The 18387-nt window shown below is 72.1% G+C and carries 13 protein-coding genes; 10 read left to right on the top strand and 3 right to left on the bottom strand.

The features are described 5' to 3' along the window. Positions 1–35: 35 nt before the first annotated feature. From ACZ5WC_RS11410 to ACZ5WC_RS11440, 7 genes are all read left to right on the top strand, one after another. The gene (locus ACZ5WC_RS11410) at positions 36–1457 is read left to right on the top strand and encodes a DUF4192 domain-containing protein (RefSeq protein ID WP_468540585.1); all 1422 of its coding nucleotides are present in this window, start codon (positions 36–38) and stop codon (positions 1455–1457) included. A gap of 171 nt (positions 1458–1628) precedes the next feature. After that, a complete protein-coding gene (locus ACZ5WC_RS11415) occupies positions 1629–3728 on the top strand; it encodes a glycogen debranching N-terminal domain-containing protein (protein ID WP_468540586.1) in 2100 nt (699 codons plus the stop codon). Between the two features lie 159 nt (positions 3729–3887). Next, positions 3888–4646 carry an NUDIX hydrolase gene (locus ACZ5WC_RS11420; RefSeq protein ID WP_468540587.1) on the top strand — a complete coding sequence of 253 codons (759 nt, stop codon included), beginning with the start codon at positions 3888–3890 and terminating at the stop codon, positions 4644–4646. A 153-nt stretch (positions 4647–4799) separates the two neighbouring features. Beyond that, positions 4800–6725 carry an ABC transporter ATP-binding protein gene (locus ACZ5WC_RS11425; protein WP_468540588.1) on the top strand — a complete coding sequence of 642 codons (1926 nt, stop codon included), beginning with the start codon at positions 4800–4802 and terminating at the stop codon, positions 6723–6725. A 160-nt stretch (positions 6726–6885) separates the two neighbouring features. After that, positions 6886–7773, top strand: coding sequence for a FadR/GntR family transcriptional regulator (locus ACZ5WC_RS11430; RefSeq protein WP_468540589.1), 888 nt, complete (start codon positions 6886–6888; stop codon positions 7771–7773). 324 nt (positions 7774–8097) lie between these two features. Continuing rightward, positions 8098–9645: an RNA polymerase sigma factor gene (locus ACZ5WC_RS11435; RefSeq protein ID WP_468540590.1), complete on the top strand. Its 1548-nt coding sequence runs from the start codon at positions 8098–8100 to the stop codon at positions 9643–9645. 171 nt (positions 9646–9816) lie between these two features. Further along, positions 9817–10647, top strand: coding sequence for a S1 family peptidase (locus ACZ5WC_RS11440; RefSeq protein WP_468540591.1), 831 nt, complete (start codon positions 9817–9819; stop codon positions 10645–10647). Between the two features lie 159 nt (positions 10648–10806). Here the strand turns inward: ACZ5WC_RS11440 and ACZ5WC_RS11445 are convergent, their stop codons facing one another. After that, complete coding sequence (locus ACZ5WC_RS11445) at positions 10807–11040, bottom strand: DUF7455 domain-containing protein (RefSeq protein ID WP_006128079.1); 234 nt, start codon at positions 11038–11040, stop codon at positions 10807–10809. Between the two features lie 447 nt (positions 11041–11487). Here ACZ5WC_RS11445 and ACZ5WC_RS11450 point away from each other — a divergent pair, with 447 nt between their 5' ends. The 3 genes from ACZ5WC_RS11450 to ACZ5WC_RS11460 all read left to right on the top strand — a co-directional run bounded on the left by ACZ5WC_RS11450 (position 11488) and on the right by ACZ5WC_RS11460 (position 15892). Next, positions 11488–13614 carry a DNA gyrase/topoisomerase IV subunit B gene (locus tag ACZ5WC_RS11450; RefSeq protein ID WP_468540592.1) on the top strand — a complete coding sequence of 709 codons (2127 nt, stop codon included), beginning with the start codon at positions 11488–11490 and terminating at the stop codon, positions 13612–13614. Positions 13615–13844: 230 nt separating this feature from the next. Further along, a complete protein-coding gene (locus tag ACZ5WC_RS11455) occupies positions 13845–14303 on the top strand; it encodes a DUF485 domain-containing protein (protein ID WP_468540966.1) in 459 nt (152 codons plus the stop codon). After that, positions 14300–15892 (top strand): solute symporter family protein, encoded by a 1593-nt coding sequence (locus ACZ5WC_RS11460; RefSeq protein WP_468540593.1) that lies wholly within the window; start codon positions 14300–14302, stop codon positions 15890–15892. The genes ACZ5WC_RS11455 and ACZ5WC_RS11460 overlap by 4 nt, the downstream gene beginning before the upstream one ends. A gap of 75 nt (positions 15893–15967) precedes the next feature. Here the strand turns inward: ACZ5WC_RS11460 and ACZ5WC_RS11465 are convergent, their stop codons facing one another. Beyond that, complete coding sequence (locus ACZ5WC_RS11465) at positions 15968–16642, bottom strand: response regulator (protein ID WP_468540594.1); 675 nt, start codon at positions 16640–16642, stop codon at positions 15968–15970. Then, the gene (locus ACZ5WC_RS11470; RefSeq protein ID WP_468540595.1) at positions 16639–18318 is read right to left on the bottom strand and encodes an ATP-binding protein; all 1680 of its coding nucleotides are present in this window, start codon (positions 18316–18318) and stop codon (positions 16639–16641) included. Before ACZ5WC_RS11470 ends, ACZ5WC_RS11465 begins: the two co-directional genes overlap by 4 nt. Positions 18319–18387 lie beyond the last annotated feature (69 nt).

Raw genomic sequence — 18387 nt, forward strand, 5'->3', positions numbered from 1 at the left:
TTTTCGGATGTGGCGGAGCGCGGGATCGTCGAGCCATGAACAAGCACCACGAATCCACCGGCCCGGCCGACGAACAGCAGATCACCTTGCGCGGCCCCGCCGAACTCGCCGACGCCCTGCCGTATCTGATGGGCTTCTACCCCAACGACAGCGTTGTGATGGTGGCATTGCACGGCGGCCGCGGCCGGTTCGGCGGCCGTCTGCGGCTCGGCATTCCGCAGGCGCCCGGCGAATGGGGGCCGGTCGCCGATCAGCTCGCGGAGTGCCTGATCTCGGGGAGCGAGCGCCGCGAAGGACGGCCTGACGCGATCGTGATCTTCCTCTGTCAGGACTCGCCGGACGGCTCGGGCGGACAGCGGACCATGGAGCGCCTCAGGCCGTTCGCGCAGCGCCTGCGCACGGCGTGCGGAGCCCTGGACGTACCTGTGCTCGAAGCGCTCTGCATCTCCGACGGCCGTTACTGGTCCTACTGCTGCCCCGACCCCCGGTGCTGCCCCGAACAGGGAAAACCCCTGGCCATGCCCGGCACGACGGTCATGGCCGCGGCCGCCACCTACGCGGGGGTCCACGTCCGGGGCACGCTGCGCGACATGGAAGCACGGCTTCGGCCCTGGCAGGCCCCGGCAGCGGTATCCGCCCAGGAAAGGGCGCTGGACGAGGCAGGGCCGTCGCTGATGATCAGGATGCTCGACGAGCAGGCCAAGCCAGCGGTCGCGGCGGAGACCCTTGAACGGGCACGCACACTCATGGCCCGCATCGAGGAGGCGCAGCCCGCGCCTCCGGCCCTCTCGGACGCCGGCGACGACCAGCTGATCGCCCCTGACGAGGCCGCCGCCGTCATCCTGGGGCTCCAGGACCGAGAGACCCGGGACAAGGCCGCCGCCTGGATGGAAGGACCAACAGCGCATGCGGCGCTGCGCCTCTGGCGGACACTGGCCCGGCGCTGCGTCGGGTCGTACCGGGAGCACGCCGCCGCCCCGCTCACCCTGGCGGGCTGGGTGTCCTGGTCCACGGGCGACGAGCCGGGTGCGCGGGTCGCGCTGGCCATGGCTCTGCGCGCAGACCCCGGCTACACCTTCGCCCATCTGCTCCACCGTGCCTGCAACGAAGGCATTGACCCGGAAGCCATCCGCCGCTGCCTGCGCGAAGCGCGCGACGAGGGGGCGGACTCCGGACCCGGGACCAACGGAACCACCGGGGCCGCTGGGACTACCGGGACCATCGGGACCACCGGAACGTCGGCTGACACCGCCGCCGGTCAGGCCACCGCCCTCCGTATCCGCCGGGCCCGCACGCTGCCGAACGGGGGACGGCGGCGAGGCGGGGTGCCCAGGCCCCCGGACGCCGGGCGGAGGGCACCGCTCCCCGACACGACACGGCCCGGGCCGCCCGGGGCCAGGCGGCGCACACGGGAGACCCGGAGGTACGGCCGACGCGGCACCAGGACACGCCGATGACGAGCACGCGGATGAGCGCGCCGATGACGAACACGCCGGTGACGGGTGCGCAGGTGACGGGCGTGACCCCGGGGCATGCGGAGCCGTTCACGGTGGTGTCGGAATCGTACGGCCCGTGGCACCGCGGATGCGGCGGCTGCCCCGAGTGCAGGGAAGGCACGGAAGACCCCCATGGCCCTCACCGTCCCGCCCCGGGACCCCACGCCAGCCCCCACCGAAACGCCCACCCCGCCGAACGTCCCATCGCTCGTACCTCCGCCTGCCCCCGGCGGACCGCCACCCGCCGCCGCCCGCCCCCGCCCCAGCCCCCGCTCCGGCGAACTGCCGCCCGTGCACCAGGCGATCATCTGCGTGGCCCTGCCCTGCATGGCGGTCTCCGCGCACCACGGACAGATCACCGGCCAGGGCCTGGAAGGCTTCTACCGGTCGGGCCGACGGCTCCTGTCGCAGTGCCGGCTTCGCGTGGGAGGCCGCGAACCACTGCCGGTGCAGGGTCGGTTGGAGAGTTCGGAGCGTGCCTATTTCCTGGGCGCCGTCCGTACTTCCCAGGACACGGGCCCCGACCCGGAGATCACGGTGGAGCGCCGGCGCCATGCCGAAGGCACCGAACGGATCGCCCTGCGCAGTGCGGCGCTCCGCCCGGTCCGCCTCGTCGTGGAGGTCTCCCTGGCGACGGACCTGGCAGACCTCGCCGCCGTCGCGGCGGGACACGGCGGGCCGGAGCGCGGCGCAGGGGTGCACGGTTCGGGACTGCGGTGGACCGCACCGGGCGGAGCCGGATCGGCGGTCACCGCGGACCCGCCGCCCCAGGACGTTCTGGCCCATGCGGGCCTGCTGCGCTGGAACGTGGAGCTCAGGCCCGGCGCCACGTACCGGATCGAGCTGACCGTCCGCCCGGAGCACCGCGGGCAGATCATGAGCAGGCCGCTCATGAGGCCCGGGGCCCGGCTGCTGTCCGACGCACGGGCCGAGGCGGACGACCCGAGGGCGGAGCCGCTGGTCCGCGCGGGGCTGGGCGACCTGAGGGCCTTGCTCACGGCAGACGAGCGCGGGGCCGGCGGACCGGCCCTGGCCGCGGGGGTCCCCTGGCGCTGCACCCCGTCACCGGCCGAGTCGCTGTGGGCCGCGCGGATGGCGCTGCCGCTCGGTACGGGGCTCGCGGCATCCACCCTGCGCATGCTGGCGGGCAGGCAACTGAAGGGGCCCGGCGACGACTTCGGGCGCATTCCCGGCCCGTTGCGGGACACCGGGCCCGTGCTGCCGCCCAGTTGCACCGGGACCGAGGCCACGCTCGGATACCCGGCGGTGCTGGCCGAGGCCCGCCGCTGGGGACTGCCGGAGGCCGAGGTGGCCGACCTGCTGCCGACGGCTGAGCGGTGCCTCCGGTGGCTGCGGGAGGCCGCGTCCGAGGACGGGTTCGTGCCCGACGGCGGGCCCGCCGGGTACCGCCGGGCGGACACCCAGGCGCATGCGCACCGGGCGGCGCTGCTCGGCGCGGATCTGCTCGACGGTTGCGGCCGCGGCGGCGGTGACGCGTGGCGGGAGTGGGCGGCCGGGTTGCGGGCCCGGTTCCGGGACCGGTTCTGGGTCGACGACCGGTCGGGCGGCTGCCCAGCGGCCGCCCGCACCGGAGCCGGACAGCCCGTCCGGTATCTCGGGAGCAGCGCGGCCCACCTGCTCGACACGGGACTGCTCGGCGGGGGACGGCTTGCCCAGGGCTTGCTGGACGGCGGCTCGGCGGACCGGCTGGCCAGACTCCTGTCCGGGCCCGACCTGGACTCGGGCTGGGGCCTGCGCACGTTGGGCTCCGGGGAGCTGGGGCACAACCCTTTCGGCCACCGTTCCGGAGCGGTGCGGGTGCACGAGACCGCGGTCGCCTGCGCCGGTCTCGCGGCCACCGGACACGAACAGGCAGCCGCCGCCCTGCTGCGGGGCGTACTCGGGGCCGCGGAGGCATTCGACTACCGGCTGCCGGAAATGTACGCGGGGGAGCAACGGCGTGCGGGCAGCCTCCCCGCGCCGCATCCGGCGGCCTGCCGCCCGGCCGCGCTCTCGGCCGCCGCCGGCATCCACCTGGTCGCGACCCTGGCGGGAATCCGCCCCGACACCCCGTCCGCGACCGTCCGCCTGCACCCCCTGCGCAGCGCCCCGCTCGGCGCGGTCCAGCTCTCCGGACTGAGAGTCGGCGGAGAGCCCTTCTCGGTCCGGATCAGCAGACTGGGCCTCGGCATGATCGAGGAAGCCGCCGCGGGACTCCGGCTGGGGGGATGAGGGCGGGCAACTGGGGACTTGGGGGGAGGGGGAGGGAGGGGGGAGGGGGGAGCCCCAGGCCCGGACCGGCCCGGCCCGGCCCCTCGGCCCGGCGGATTTCCTGATCGCGAGGACGCGGAAGGGAGTGTTTATCGTCAGGCAGACGACTATGATCACGGCATGCCGCCCTACGACCCGTCGACCTTCCCGCCCTTCGCTGTCACCGTCGACCTGGTCGTGCTCACGGTGCGCCGTCACGCGCTCTGTGCGTTGGTCGTGCGGCGCGGAGAGGCTCCGTTCCAGGGCCGGTGGGCGCTGCCCGGCGGTTTCGTCAGGGCGGACGAGGATCTGGGCTCCGCGGCGGCGCGTGAACTCGTCGAGGAAACCGGCCTATCCGCGCACGATCCGGCGAAGCCGTCCCTCGGCAACGGTGCTCACCTGGAACAGCTGGCGACCTATGGCGACCCGGCGCGCGACCCCCGGATGAGGGTGGTCAGCGTCGCGCACCTGGCCCTCGCGCCGGATCTGCCCGCGCCCCGGGCGGGCGGCGACGCCAACAGCGCGCGCTGGGCGCCGGTGGAGGATCTGCTGCACCCCGGCGCCGGGCGGGAGGGCGAGCAGGCCGTGCCGCTGGCCTTCGACCATGCGCAGATCCTGGCCGACGGCGTGGAGCGAGCCCGCTCCAAAATCGAATACTCCTCGCTGGCCACGGCGTTCTGCCCGCCGGAATTCACGGTCGGCGAGTTGCGCCGGGTGTACGAGGCGGTGTGGGGCGTCGTCCTCGACCCCCGTAACTTCCATCGCAAGGTGACCGGCACCCCCGGCTTTCTGGTGCCGTCCGGCGGGACGACCACACGTCAGGGCGGCCGCCCCGCGCAGCTGTTCCGGGCCGGGGCTGCCACGGTGCTCAATCCGCCGATGCTGCGGCCCGAGGTCTGAGCCTCCGTAACCCGGGCGAAGCCGCTGTGATGGCCCTGCGGAACGCCCGTCGGCCCATCCCTGCACCAAAAGTCGGAAATGTCGCGTTATGTTGCTGCGGTACCCACCTGCCGCCGAGCGGTCTCACCTTCCGCGAGAGACGCGAGAGAAGCGATGCTCCAGGCCATCGGACTCACCAGCACCCCCCGTCGCGACGCTCCGCCCGCCGTCAACGATCTGACCTTCGAGGCCCCGCCCGGTCGCGTCACGGCCCTGCTGGGCGCCACGGGTTCGGGCAAGACCGCGGCCCTGCGCCTGATGCTCGAACTCGACGCGGGGCGGGGCGTCGCCTACTTCCGGGGTCGGCCGCTGCACCGCATCGCACATCCGGCGCGTGAAGTGGGCGTGCTCCTCGGTGACGTACCGGGCCATCCGTCGCGGACGGCACGCGGGCAGCTCCGGATGCTCTGCGCGGCCGCGGGTGTGCCCGCCGTCCGGGCCGACGAGGTGCTCGAAGCCGTCGGCCTCGCCGGGCTCGGCGACCAGCGTCTGGGCACCCTCTCGGTCGGTATGGACCGCAGGCTCGGGCTCGCCTGCGCCCTGCTCGGGGACCCGCACACCCTGGTCCTCGACGAACCCGCCGACGGGCTGTCGCCGCGCGAGATCAGCTGGCTGTACGGGCTGCTTCGAGCCCACGCGGCCCAGGGCGGAACGGTTCTGTACGCCACCGGCGACCCCAAGGAGGCGGCCCGCACCGCCGACCACGTCGTCACCATCGACGCGGGGCGCCTCGTCGCGGACCAGGGCGTCGCCGACTTCGCCCGCACCCGGCTCCGCCCCCGGGTCGTCGTCCGCACCCCGCATGCGGCCCGGCTGGCCGCCGTGGTCGGGAGGGAGGCGCGGGCCGCACAGCGCTCCGTCGAGGTCGTCGAGGAGGCGAGTGGCCGGCTGGCGGTGTACGGCAGCAACTGCGCGGAGGTCGGCGACATCGCGTACCGGCACAGTGTTCCGCTGCACCAGCTCGCCGACGAGATCGGCGACACGGGACCCGCCGCCCCGCCGGAAGCGGAGCGCGTTGCCCAGCCGACTCCCGGCGCCCACGGTGCTCAGCCGAATCCCGGCGCCCACGGTGGACGGCCGACTTCCGGCGCCCGTGGTGCCCAGCCGAATCCCGGCTCCAGCAGTGCGCGGCTAGCGCCCGGCTCCAACGGGGCACAGCAAGCCCCCGCCGCCCACGGTGTGCGCCGGGCCCTCGCCGTCCACGGGCCGCGCCGGGCCTCGGACGTCGCCCTGTCCGAGCTGCCGCCCCCGATTCGCGTACGCCCCGCGCGCGGCCCACTGCGCCCGCTCCGGTACGAACTGCGCCGCTCCCTCGGCGTCAGGACAACCGCCGCGATCATGGCGGCCGTTCTGCTGACGTCCGCCGCCCTGTCCGTCCTGCTCGCCCGCACGGACGGCGCCGCGCTGCCGCGCCTGCTCGCCGCCTGGCCCGAACTGCTGCCGCTGCCACCCGCTGCGCTGGGCGCGGGCCTGCTCGGAGCGCTGTCGTTCGGGGACGAGTTCCGCTACCCCGCGCTCGCCGCCGGTCGCGGCACCGTGCCCCGGAGGCTCGGGCTGCTGCTGGCGAAACTTCTCGTGACCGCGAGCTTCGCGCTCCTGCTCGCGGGCCTCGCTGTGGGGTGCGACGCACAGGCCCTGCGGCTCGTGTACGGACCGGAGTTGATCAAGGTCCCGGAGAACTCCCTCGCGCTCGGAGCGAGTTGGGCCGGTCTGGCCGTCGGCTGCGCTTGGGCGGGGCTGCTGGCCGCCGGGGTCTTCCGGGTAGCCGGGGCGGGAATCGCCGCCGTGCTGGCCGTTCCGGTGCTGGTCGTTCCGCTGGTCCAGAAGGCCTTCGAGGCGCCGTCCGCGAGGTCGGTCGCCGGGCTTCCGGGGCGGCTGCGGGAGCTGGCCTGGTGGCAGCTGCCGCAGGAGGCCGACCGCTGGGTCCTCGCTGTCGCACAGGTCGTGGCTCAGCCCGTGGGGGCCGCGCTCGCTCTGTCGTTGTCCGTCCTGATCTGTGCGTATCTGTTCACCGGCCTTCGAGGAAAGGTGCGTTGGTGATCGCCGCCGTCCCGCGCCGGGAGCGGGGTCGCGAAGCCCCCTGAGAAATGGCCGATTTGTAGCTATATGGCGTCAATTGTGGAGCCAGCGCCGATCACCCTTTCGTGTGCTTTTCAGCAAAGACCTCAAGGGGCGGGCGAGCCGGGCCGACAAAGGATGCGTGAGTACCCTTGCGCACACCATGATGACCGCCGCCCGCTCCGCCGACTCCGGCCTGGCCGGTCCGGGCGAACTCGACCGCTATCCCTACACGGAGGCGCCGGCCGGCGAGCGAGCTGCTTCCCGGCCCTGGGGCGGTTCCGATTCCGAGCTGGGACGGGCGAGCCGACGGGGGGCTGCCAGTCGGGGGCGCGGTCTCCACGGCCAACTCGTCCAGCAGCTGGGCCAGATGATCGTTTCCGGTGACCTCGGCGCGGACCGCCCCCTCGTGCCCGAGGAGATCGGCCAGCGGTTCGAGGTCTCCCGCACCGTCGTGCGCGAGTCCCTGCGCGTGCTCGAAGCCAAGGGGCTGGTCAGCGCGCGCCCCAATGTGGGGACGAGGGTCCGCCCGGTCAGCGACTGGAATCTGCTGGACCCCGACATCATCGAATGGCGGGCCTTCGGCCCCCAGCGCGACGATCAGCGCCGCGAGCTGGCCGAGCTCCGCTGGACCATCGAACCGCTCGCCGCCCGCCTCGCGGCCGGGCACGGCCGGGACGACATCCAGCAGCGCCTCGGCGACATGGTGGAGATCATGGGGCACGCGATGGGGCAGGGAGACGCGATCACCTTCTCCCGCGCCGACGCGGAGTTCCACTCCCTGCTCATCCAGGCCGCGGGCAACCGGATGCTCGAACACCTCTCCGGCATCGTCTCGGCCGCCCTGCATGTCTCCGGCGGTCCGGTCACCGGCTGTGACCGCCCCGGTGAGTCCTCCCTCGCCCACCACGCGCGGATCGCCGACGCCCTGGCCTCCGGTGACGCCGCGGCCGCCGAGTCGGCCATGCGGCAGCTGCTCGTCGTCCACCCCGACGTCGAGCGTGTGGTGCCCGCGCCGCGCGAGCACTGACCGAAGCACGGCCGGGGCGCCGGGGCCCTGTGCCGCCGGACCGCACGGGTCCGGCGGCACAATTGTGGGGAGATGTCATCCCTGGGTCGGTTCGTCGCGAATGAGGTGTGACTCGGGCCACGCGGATTGGGCGTAACACTCCTCGAAGCAGCGCGATGACTTAAGAGGTGACCGCCGCGGAAGGAATACAGCAGGCCCTGAGGGCGCTGTGCAGTTCTGAGGCCAAACCCGCGCCGTCGGCGACATCCCCAGTCGACGGTCGTCGGTTCCAGCCCTCTCCAGGGCGGGGCCGGAAGCCGTTTCCATCGTTCCGAGAGGTTGTTCGTGTCGGCCAGCACATCCCGTACGCTCCCGCCGGAGATCGCCGAGTCCGAGTCTGTGATGGCGCTCATCGAGCGGGGAAAGGCTGATGGGCAGATCGCCGGCGATGACGTGCGTCGGGCCTTCGAGGCTGACCAGATTCCGCCAACCCAGTGGAAGAACGTTCTGCGCAGCCTCAACCAGATCCTCGAGGAAGAGGGTGTGACGCTGATGGTCAGTGCCGCGGAGTCGCCGAAGCGCGCCCGCAAGAGCGTCGCAGCGAAGAGCCCGGTCAAGCGCACCGCCACCAAGACTGTCGCGGCGAAGACCGCCGTGACCAGGACCGTCGCGGCCACCGCCGCCCCGGCGGCCGAGAGTGCGGGCGCGGTGGCCGATGACGCCGTCGCGGCCGCTCCGGCCAAGAAGACCGCAGCCAAGAAGACGGCTGCGAAGAAGACCGCCGCGAAGAAGACGGTGGCCAAGAAGACAGCGGCGAAGAAGTCCGGCAAGCAGGACGACGAGCTCCTCGACGGCGACGAGGCGGTCGAGGAAGTCAAGGCCGGCAAGGGCGAGGAAGAGGAGGGCGAGGGCGAGAACAAGGGCTTCGTCCTCTCCGACGACGACGATGACGACGCACCTGCCCAGCAGGTCGCCGTCGCCGGCGCCACCGCCGACCCGGTCAAGGACTACCTGAAGCAGATCGGCAAGGTTCCCCTCCTCAACGCCGAGCAGGAGGTCGAGCTCGCCAAGCGCATCGAGGCCGGTCTCTTCGCCGAGGACAAGCTGGCGAACGCCGACAAGCTCGCGCCGAAGCTCAAGCGCGAGCTGGAGATCATCGCCGAGGACGGCCGCCGCGCCAAGAACCACCTCCTGGAGGCCAACCTCCGTCTGGTGGTCTCCCTGGCCAAGCGCTACACCGGTCGCGGCATGCTCTTCCTGGACCTGATCCAGGAGGGCAACCTCGGTCTGATCCGCGCGGTGGAGAAGTTCGACTACACCAAGGGCTACAAGTTCTCCACGTACGCCACCTGGTGGATCCGTCAGGCGATCACCCGCGCCATGGCCGACCAGGCCCGCACCATCCGTATCCCGGTGCACATGGTCGAGGTCATCAACAAGCTCGCGCGTGTGCAGCGCCAGATGCTCCAGGACCTGGGCCGTGAGCCCACCCCGGAGGAGCTGGCCAAGGAGCTCGACATGACCCCCGAGAAGGTCATCGAGGTCCAGAAGTACGGCCGCGAGCCGATCTCGCTGCACACCCCGCTCGGCGAGGACGGCGACAGCGAGTTCGGTGACCTGATCGAGGACTCCGAGGCCGTCGTCCCGGCGGACGCGGTCAGCTTCACGCTCCTCCAGGAGCAGCTGCACTCGGTGCTGGACACGCTCTCCGAGCGTGAGGCCGGCGTGGTCTCGATGCGCTTCGGTCTCACCGACGGCCAGCCCAAGACGCTGGACGAGATCGGCAAGGTCTACGGCGTGACGCGCGAGCGCATCCGTCAGATCGAGTCGAAGACGATGTCGAAGCTTCGCCACCCGTCTCGCTCGCAGGTTCTGCGCGACTACCTCGACTAGGAGTCGCGAGTACCTCGGCCGAGCGCAAGGACGGCCGAGCACGGGAATCACCGGCCGAGGGCCCGGAACCCCCCAGGGGATCCGGGCCCTCCGGCGTGTCCTCGGGTGCGGACAGCGAGGGCCTGGATCACGCTGGGTGGATTGTCTTTCACCTCAGCGTCAGGAGCCTCCATGCCCCGTTCCGTAGTCCGTGCCCTGACCGGGGTGCTGGCCCTGGCCGCCGCGGCGGCCGTGCTGCCGCTCGCCTCGCCCGCTCCGGCCGTCGCGGACAGCATCATCGTCGGCGGGCAGCCCACGCCCGTGGCGGACAGCCCCTGGGCGGTGGCCCTGTCGAGCCGTGACAGGTTCGGGGGAGCGCGGGCCGGCCAGTTCTGCGGCGGGGTCGCCGTGGCGCCCACGAAGATCCTGACGGTCGCCCACTGTCTGGGTGACGAGGCGCTCGGCGGGCCGGCGAACCGGGTGAAGGACCTGTTGGTCATCTCGGGGCGCGAGCGGCTGAGCGATTCCGGCGGCCTGGAGACCCCGGTCCGGGACATCTGGGTGAATCCGGCGTACGACCCCGGCTCCAACGCCGACGACCTCGCGGTGCTGACCCTGGCCCGGGCGCTGCCCAGGAGCAGCGTCATCCCGATGGCGCCGGCCGGGGACGCCGCCTATCGGGCCGGGACGGCCGCGGACGTCTACGGGTGGGGTGACACGACGGGCAGCGGCACCTACTCCTCCGTACTGCGCTCCGCGCGGGTCCAGGTCCTGCCGGACCGCGACTGCGCCCGCGCCTACCCGGGCGGCAGGGAGGGTACGTACGACGCCTCGGCGATGCTCTGCGCGGGTGAACCTCTGGGGGGCCGGGACGCGTGCCAGGGGGACAGCGGAGGGCCGCTGGTGGCCCGTGGGCGGCTCATCGGCCTGGTGTCCTGGGGCAGCGGCTGCGGGCGGGCGGGCAGCCCCGGGGTGTACACGCGGGTCTCCGCCGCCCTGGAGTGGGCCGCGGGCCGCATCTGAAGCGGCCCGCCCGGCGCGGAGGCGGTGCGACCGGCCAGACGCGCAGACAGCGAGAACTGCGGATACGCGGATACGACGAGAACGGGCGGCTTCCCCGGTGGGGGAGCCGCCCGTCGGCTGGTCCTGGACCAGCCCCTGGCTCGTCGTGGATGCGAGGTGTCAGTGTTGGTCCTCGTCGGCGGCGGCCGTCTGCACGGCGGTGAGCCGATCCGTCTCATCCTGTATTTCCGCGGCGATCTTCTTGAGTTCCGGCTCGAACTTGCGCCCGTGGTGGGCGCAGAAGAGCAGTTCACCGCCGCTGATCAGGACGACGCGCAGATAGGCCTGGGCGCCGCAACGGTCACAGCGGTCTGCTGCGGTCAGCGGGCTCGCGGGGGTCAGAACAGTAGTCACGTCGCCTCTTCTCTAGCTCGACGAGCTGTCGTACCAGGGTCAACATCCAACCAGGCCGAAAACGTTCCCGCTCGTGGCTTTTCTTCGAAACTTCTTCTCGGTGTGGCTGTCTGTTGCCGGTTGGCGGCGAATGTGCCGTATGCGGAGCGCTACGGTTTCGCATTGCTTGTCTTGGGGGTGTGTCCCGCCGGCCGGCTTGCCGGTTTGTTCATGAGGACGTGCCCGGAGCCTAAATGGTTCATGCGTCGAAGGGAACGTGATGTGCACGTCACTCCAACGAATGATCGAACATCCATGCGAGCCTGGATGAGGCTCGTCTAGCATGAGGATTCCCCGAGGGTGGCGTTACAACCGCTCTACCAGGCCTCTGTAGGCTCTCAGCGGCAACCGAAGCCCAGCCCGATACCCACCGGGGCCCCAGATGAAATTCAGCGAGGAGCGAACCGCGTGACCGCCGAAACGTCCGTGCCGTCCACCGCGATGCTGGCCGCAGCAGGCGGCGACCGGGACAGCTCCAACTACACCGCGCGGCACCTCCTCGTCCTCGAAGGGCTGGAGGCCGTCCGCAAGCGCCCCGGGATGTACATCGGGTCCACCGACAGCCGCGGTCTCATGCACTGCCTCTGGGAGATCATCGACAACTCCGTCGACGAGGCGCTGGGCGGCTACTGCGACCAGATCGAGGTCATCCTCCACGACGACGCCTCCGTGGAGGTCCGGGACAACGGCCGCGGCATCCCGGTCGACGTCGAGCCCAAGACCGGGCTCTCCGGCATCGAGGTCGTCATGACCAAGCTGCACGCCGGAGGCAAGTTCGGCGGCGGCTCCTACGCGGCCTCCGGGGGCCTCCACGGTGTCGGCGCCTCCGTGGTCAACGCACTCTCCGCCCGTCTGGACGTCGAGGTCGACCGCAACAGCGCGACCCACTCCATCAGCTTCCGGCGCGGCGTCCCCGGCATGTTCACCGAGCAGGGGCCGGACAGCCCGTTCGACCCGGCCAACGGCCTGCGCAAGGGCAAGCGCGTCCCCAAGACCCGCACGGGTACCCGGGTGCGGTATTGGGCGGACCGCCAGATCTTCCTCAAGGACGCCAAGCTCAACCTGGAGACGCTCTACCAGCGGGCCCGCCAGACGGCCTTCCTCGTCCCCGGCCTCACGATCATCGTCCGCGACGAGCGGGGGCTCGACGGCGAGGGCAAGACCGAGGAGACGTTCCGTTTCGACGGCGGCATCAGCGAGTTCTGCGAGTACCTCGCCCAGGACAAGGCCGTCTGCGACGTCCAGCGGCTGACCGGCACGGGCACCTTCAAGGAGACCGTTCCCGTCCTCGACGACCTCGGCCACATGACCGCCACCGAGGTCACCCGCGAGCTCGGCGTCGACATCGCGCTGCGCTGGGGCACCGGCTACGACACCACCGTCCGGTCCTTCGTCAACATCATCGCCACCCCCAAGGGCGGCACCCACGTCAGCGGCTTCGAGCGCTCCCTCACCAAGACGGTGAACGAGACGCTGCGCTCCGCGAAGATGCTGCGGGTCGCCGAGGACGACGTCGTCAAGGACGACGCCCTCGAAGGGCTCACGGCCGTCGTCACCGTACGGCTGGCGGAGCCGCAGTTCGAGGGGCAGACCAAGGAGGTGCTCGGCACCTCGGCGGCCAACCGGATCGTGGCCAACGTCGTCGCCAAGGAGCTCAAGGCCTTCCTGACCTCCACCAAGCGGGATGCCAAGGCCCAGGCCAGGGCGGTCCTGGAGAAGGCGGTCGCCGCCGCCCGCACCCGGATCGCGGCCCGGCAGCACAAGGACGCCCAGCGCCGCAAGACCGCGCTGGAATCCTCCTCGCTGCCCGCCAAGCTCGCCGACTGCCGCAGCGACGACGTCGAGCGCAGCGAGCTCTTCATCGTCGAGGGCGACTCGGCGCTCGGCACCGCCAAGCTGGCCCGGAACAGCGAGTTCCAGGCGCTGCTGCCGATCCGCGGAAAGATCCTCAACGTACAGAAGTCGTCCGTATCGGACATGCTCAAGAACGCCGAGTGCGGTGCGATCATCCAGGTCATAGGAGCCGGGTCCGGGCGGACCTTCGACCTCGACGCCGCCCGCTACGGGAAGATCGTCCTGCTGGTGGACGCCGATGTCGACGGCGCCCACATCCGCTGCCTGCTGCTGACCCTCTTCCAGCGCTACATGCGCCCGATGGTCGAGGCCGGACGGGTCTTCGCCGCGGTGCCGCCGCTCCACCGGATCGAGCTGGTCCAGCCCAAGAAGGGCCAGGACAAGTACGTCTACACCTACTCCGACAGCGAGCTGCGCCAGACCCTCCTGGAGTTCCAGCGCAAGAACGTCCGGATCAAGGAATCGATCCAGCGCTACAAGGGCCTGGGCGAGATGGACGCCGACCAGCTGGCCGAGACGACGATGGACCCGCGCCACCGCACCCTGCGGCGCATCAACATCGGGGACCTGGAATCCTCCGAGCAGGTCTTCGACCTGCTGATGGGCAACGAGGTCGCGCCCCGCAAGGAGTTCATCACCAGCTCGGCGGCCACCCTGGACCGCTCGCGCATCGACGCCTGACCCTCGTGGGCCCGCCCGGCCCCCGCTCCCGGACCACCGGGGCGGGGGCCGGGCGCGTTCCCGGGGTTCGCGCAGCCGTCCGGGACTTCTGTCACCTGAAGGGGTGAAGCCGGGCGAATGGCGCGCCGGGGATCTTCCCGAACGGCCCATGGTTGGGTATGTGGCCGAAAAGGTCCGCGGACCAGGGGAGTTGCTCGGTGGAGAAGGAAGCAGGGCCGGAGGCCGCAGGAGTGCGGCTCGACGACCCGTGGGACGACGTGCCGGTCTCGGGCTGGGGCGACGAGGACGGCGCGGCGGGGCCGGATGCGGCCCCCAGCGCGGCCGACATCTATCTGGAGGTGCACCGCAGCGCCGCCTTCCGCGAGGTGCGCCGCCGCTACCGCCGCTTCGTGGTGCCCGCCGCCCTCGCCTTCCTCCTCTGGTATCTCGCCTACGTCGTCGCCGCGACCAGTGCGCCCGAGCTGATGGCCCGCCCGGTCGCCGGCGCGGTCAATGTGGCGATGGTGGCTGGGTTCGGCCAGTTCCTCACCACCTTCCTGCTGACCTGGGCGTACGCACGGCACGCGCGGCTCCGCAGGGACCGGGCCGCACTCGACCTGCGGTGGGACACCCAGGAGATGACGAGGGGCCTCGGACAGAACACGGCCAGCGGTCTGGGCCAGGAGATGACGGGAGGGCCCGTACGTTGAGAGGCGACCACCAGACACTGGCCCTGCTCCTGTTCAGCGCGTTCGTCGCGGTGACGCTCTTCATCACCACCTGGGTCAGCCGCAACCGGCAGGGCTCCGCCGAGGAGTTCTACGCCGGCGGACGGCTGTTCTCGCCCATGGAGAACGGATTCGCCATCGCGGGCGACTACATGTCGGCGGCCTCCTTCCTCGGGATCTCCGGCCTGATCGCACTCTTCGGTTACGACGGCATGCTCTACTCCGTCGGCTTCCTCGTCGCCTGGCTGGTGGTCCTGCTGCTCGTCGCCGAACTGGTCCGCAACTGCGGCCGGTTCACCATCGCCGACGTCGTCGCCGCGCGGATGGCGGAGCGCCCGGTGCGCACCGCGCTCGGCACCTCGTCCGTCACCGTCTCCGTGCTCTACCTCGTCGCCCAGATGGTCGGCGCGGGCTCCCTGGTGGCCCTGCTGCTCGGCGGGACGAGTGGCACGGCCCGGTCCTGGACGGTCGTCGGCGTCGGCGCACTCATGGTGGTCTACGTGTCGTTCGGCGGTATGCGTGCCACCACCTGGATCCAGATCGTCAAGGCGGTCCTGCTGATGGCCGGGGCCGTCACCCTTACGGTCCTCGTCCTGGTCCACTTCCGCGGTGACATCAACAGCCTGCTGAACACCGCCGCCGAACGCAGCGGCCACGGCAAGGACTTCCTCGCCCCGGGCCTCCGCTACGGCGGCGACTGGACCTCCCGCTTCGACTTCATCAGCCTGGGCGTCGCCCTGGTCCTCGGCACGGCGGGGCTGCCGCACATCCTGTCGCGCTTCTACACCGTGCCGACCGCCCGCGCCGCCCGCCGGTCGGTGGTCTGGTCCATCGGCCTCATCGGCAGCTTCTACCTGATGACGATCGTGCTCGGGTTCGGCGCCGCCGCCCTCGTCGGCTCCGCCGAGGTCCGCGCCTCGAACGGGGCCGGCAACACCGCCGTCCCGCTGCTCGCCCTGAACCTGGGCGGAGGCGAGGGTTCCACCGGAGGAACGGTTCTCTTCGCCGTGGTCGCCGCCATCGCCTTCGCCACGATCCTGGCCGTCGTCGCCGGGATCACGCTCGCCTCCTCCGCTTCCGTCGCCCATGACCTCTACGCCTCGCTCCACCGCCCGGGGCGCAAGCAGTACGGCGAGGTGGCCGTGGCACGCGTGGCCGCCGCGGTCATCGGCGTGGTGGCGATCGGCCTCGGCCTGCTCGCCCAGGATCTGAACGTCGCCTTCCTGGTGGGCCTCGCCTTCGCCGTGGCCGCGTCGGCGAACCTCCCGGCCCTGCTCTACTCCCTGTTCTGGCGCAACTTCACCACCCGGGGCGCGGTCTGGGCGGTGTACGGGGGCCTGGTCCCGGCGGTCGTCCTGGTCCTGGTCTCGCCCGTCGTCTCGGGCAGCCCCACGTCCCTGTTCCCCGGAGCCGACTTCCAGCTCTTCCCGCTGGAGAATCCGGGCCTCGTCTCCATCCCGCTCGGCTTCCTGGCGGGCTGGCTCGGTACGGTCACCTCGCGCGAGAAGCCGGACGCGGCCAAGCACGCCGAGGCGGAGGTCCGGGCGCTGACGGGGGCGGGCGCGGCGTAGCGCGGGGCCGGGCGGGCCCGGCCCCCCGGTCTACGCCGCCGGGGCAGGGCACAACCCGCAGCCCAGGGAGGGGCTTCAGCTCGCGCACCAGGCGTAGCGGTGTTCCGGGCGGCCTGTCTCGCCGTAGCGAAGCGTCAGCCGGACCTTGCCGGTGCGCTCCAGCAGTTTCAGATAGCGCTGGGCCGTCTGCCGGCTCATTCCGGCGCTGTCCGCGATCTCCTGAGCCGAGAGCGGACCATCGGCGCCGCGCAGGGCCTGCCTCACGAGTCCCGCGGTGGTGGGGGAGTGGCCCTTGGGGAGGTCCGGCTCGCCCGCCGCCCACAGTGCGCCGAACAGCCGGTCGACCTCAGCCTGTTCGGCCTCCCCACCCCCGTCGAGCGCCTGCCGCAGGGCCGCGTACGCCTCCAGCTTGGAGCGCAGGCCCGCGTACGTGAACGGCTTCACCAGGTACTGGAGCGCGCCGTGCCGCATCGCGTCCTGCACGGTGGCCACATCGCGCGCGGCGGTCACCATGATCACGTCGACCTGACGGCCGAGGCGGCGCAGTTCCCGTACGACGGCGAGTCCGTTGCGGTCGGGGAGGTAGTGGTCCAGCAGGATGAGGTCCACCGGGACCTCCTCGACCCCGGCCAGCGCCTCGGCGGCCGAGTGGGCCCGCGCGGTCACCCGGAACCCGGGGACCTTGGCGACGTACGCCGCGTTGATCTGTGCCACCCGGACGTCGTCGTCCACGATCAGCACCTGGATCACCGGTTCTCTCCCGTCGTGGCTGTGCGGGCGGTCGTGCCCGGAGCCGTCGGCCCGGGTTCCGGTTCGGCCAGTGCCTCCGGGAGTACGACGGTGAACACCGCGCCGCCCTCCTCGGCCCCGGAGACCGTCACACTGCCTCCCTGCCGCTCCGCCAGCCGCCGTACGAGGGCGAGCCCCAGGCCGCGTTTGCCGTGTGCCGGGACGTCCTTGGTGGACCAGCCCTCGGTGAAGATCGACGTATGCCGCTCCGGCGGGATGCCGGGGCCGCTGTCGTGCACCCGCAGCACTACCGTACGGCCCTCGGCGCGCAGCCCGACCTCGATCCTCGCCCCGTCCGATCCGGCTGCCGCGTCCGTGGCGTTGTCGACGAGGTTGCCGACCACCGTGACCAGGCCCCGGGGGTCGATCACCCGGTCCGGGAGGAGCGTGCCGGGCGCCACCCGCAGCGAGACGCCGCGCTCGGCGGCGACCGTGGTCTTGCCGACGAGCAGGGCCGCCAGCAACGGGTCCCGGACCCTTTCGGTGACCTGCTCCGCCGTCGCCCGGTGAACGCCCACCGCCTCCGTGACGAACTCCATCGCGTCCTCGTGCATCTCCAGCTCCAGCAGCCCGAGCAGGGTGTGCAGCCGGTTCGCGTGCTCATGGTCCTGGGCGCGCAGGGCGTCGATCAGCCCGGTGGTGGAGTCGAGTTCCCGGCCGAGGCGCTCCAGCTCGGTCCGGTCGCGCAGGGTGACCACGGCTCCGCCGTCGTCCGTGGACATCCGGTTGGCCAGCAGCACACGGCTGCCCCGTACCGCCAGCAGATCGTCGCCGACCACGCGCCCGGCCAGCACGTCCGCGGTCCGGCCGCCGTGCAGCACTTCGTCCAGCGGCCGCCCCGCCGCCTCCGGGCCGAGGCCGAGCAGCCGCTGCGCCTCGTCGTTGAGCAGCCGGATGCGTCCGGTCCCGTCGAGCGCGACGACGCCCTCGCGGATGCCGTGCAGCATCGCCTCGCGTTCGGCCAGCAGCGCGGAGATGTCGGAGAACGCCAGGTCATGGGTCTGCCGTTGCAGACGGCGGGAGATCAGGTACGCGGCGAGGGCGCCCACGGCCAGGGCGGTGCCCGCGTACGCGAGCAGCCCCGGGATCGCCCCGAGGAGGCGGGCGCGGACGCTGTCGTACTCGATGCCGACCGACACCGCGCCGACCACCTCGCCGGAGGGGCCGAACAGCGGCACCTTGCCCCGCGCCGAGCGGCCGAGGGTCCCGCTGTCGATCTCCATCACCTCGCGGCCGCGCAGCGCGTCACCGGGGTCGGTGGAGACGACCTCCCCGATCCGCCGGGCCTCGGGATGCGACCAGCGCACGCCCCGCCGGTCCATGACGACGACGTACTCCGCGCCGGTGGCCCGTCTGACCCGCTCGGCGGCCCGCTGCACACGCCCCCGCTCCGACGGATCCGTGGTGCTCAGGCCCTCGGCGGTCCCCGGCTGGGCGGCCGTGCTCTGGGCGATGGCCAGCGCGCGGCGCATCGCCTGGTCGTCCAGCTGCGCGCTCAGGGGGGCCAGGAACAGGCCGGTGACCAGGACGGTGACACCGGTGATGATGGCCAGCTGCATCAGCAGCACCTGGGAGAAGACCCGCTGCGGCCAGCCGAACCGGAGCGGTCCCCGGCCAGGGGTCGGTGGGGCGTTCATCGTACGAACGGTAGAGGCCGAATCGGCGCGGCAGAAATCCGAGGGGCAGGCGGAGGCCGGGCCCCGCAT

It is taken from the genome of Streptomyces sp. NPDC033165 (genome assembly GCF_055577965.1).

Bases quoted from the DNA above. Each gene is read 5' to 3' on its own strand.
- ACZ5WC_RS11440 (WP_468540591.1), top strand. From the start codon at position 9,817: ATGCCCCGTTCCGTAGTCCGTGCCCTGACCGGGGTGCTGGCCCTGGCC.
- ACZ5WC_RS11410 (WP_468540585.1), top strand. From the start codon at position 36: ATGAACAAGCACCACGAATCCACCGGCCCGGCCGACGAACAGCAGATC.
- ACZ5WC_RS11425 (WP_468540588.1), top strand. From the start codon at position 4,800: ATGCTCCAGGCCATCGGACTCACCAGCACCCCCCGTCGCGACGCTCCG.
- ACZ5WC_RS11415 (WP_468540586.1), top strand. From the start codon at position 1,629: ATGGCCCTCACCGTCCCGCCCCGGGACCCCACGCCAGCCCCCACCGAA.
- ACZ5WC_RS11420 (WP_468540587.1), top strand. From the start codon at position 3,888: ATGCCGCCCTACGACCCGTCGACCTTCCCGCCCTTCGCTGTCACCGTC.
- ACZ5WC_RS11470 (WP_468540595.1), bottom strand. From the start codon at position 18,318: ATGAACGCCCCACCGACCCCTGGCCGGGGACCGCTCCGGTTCGGCTGG.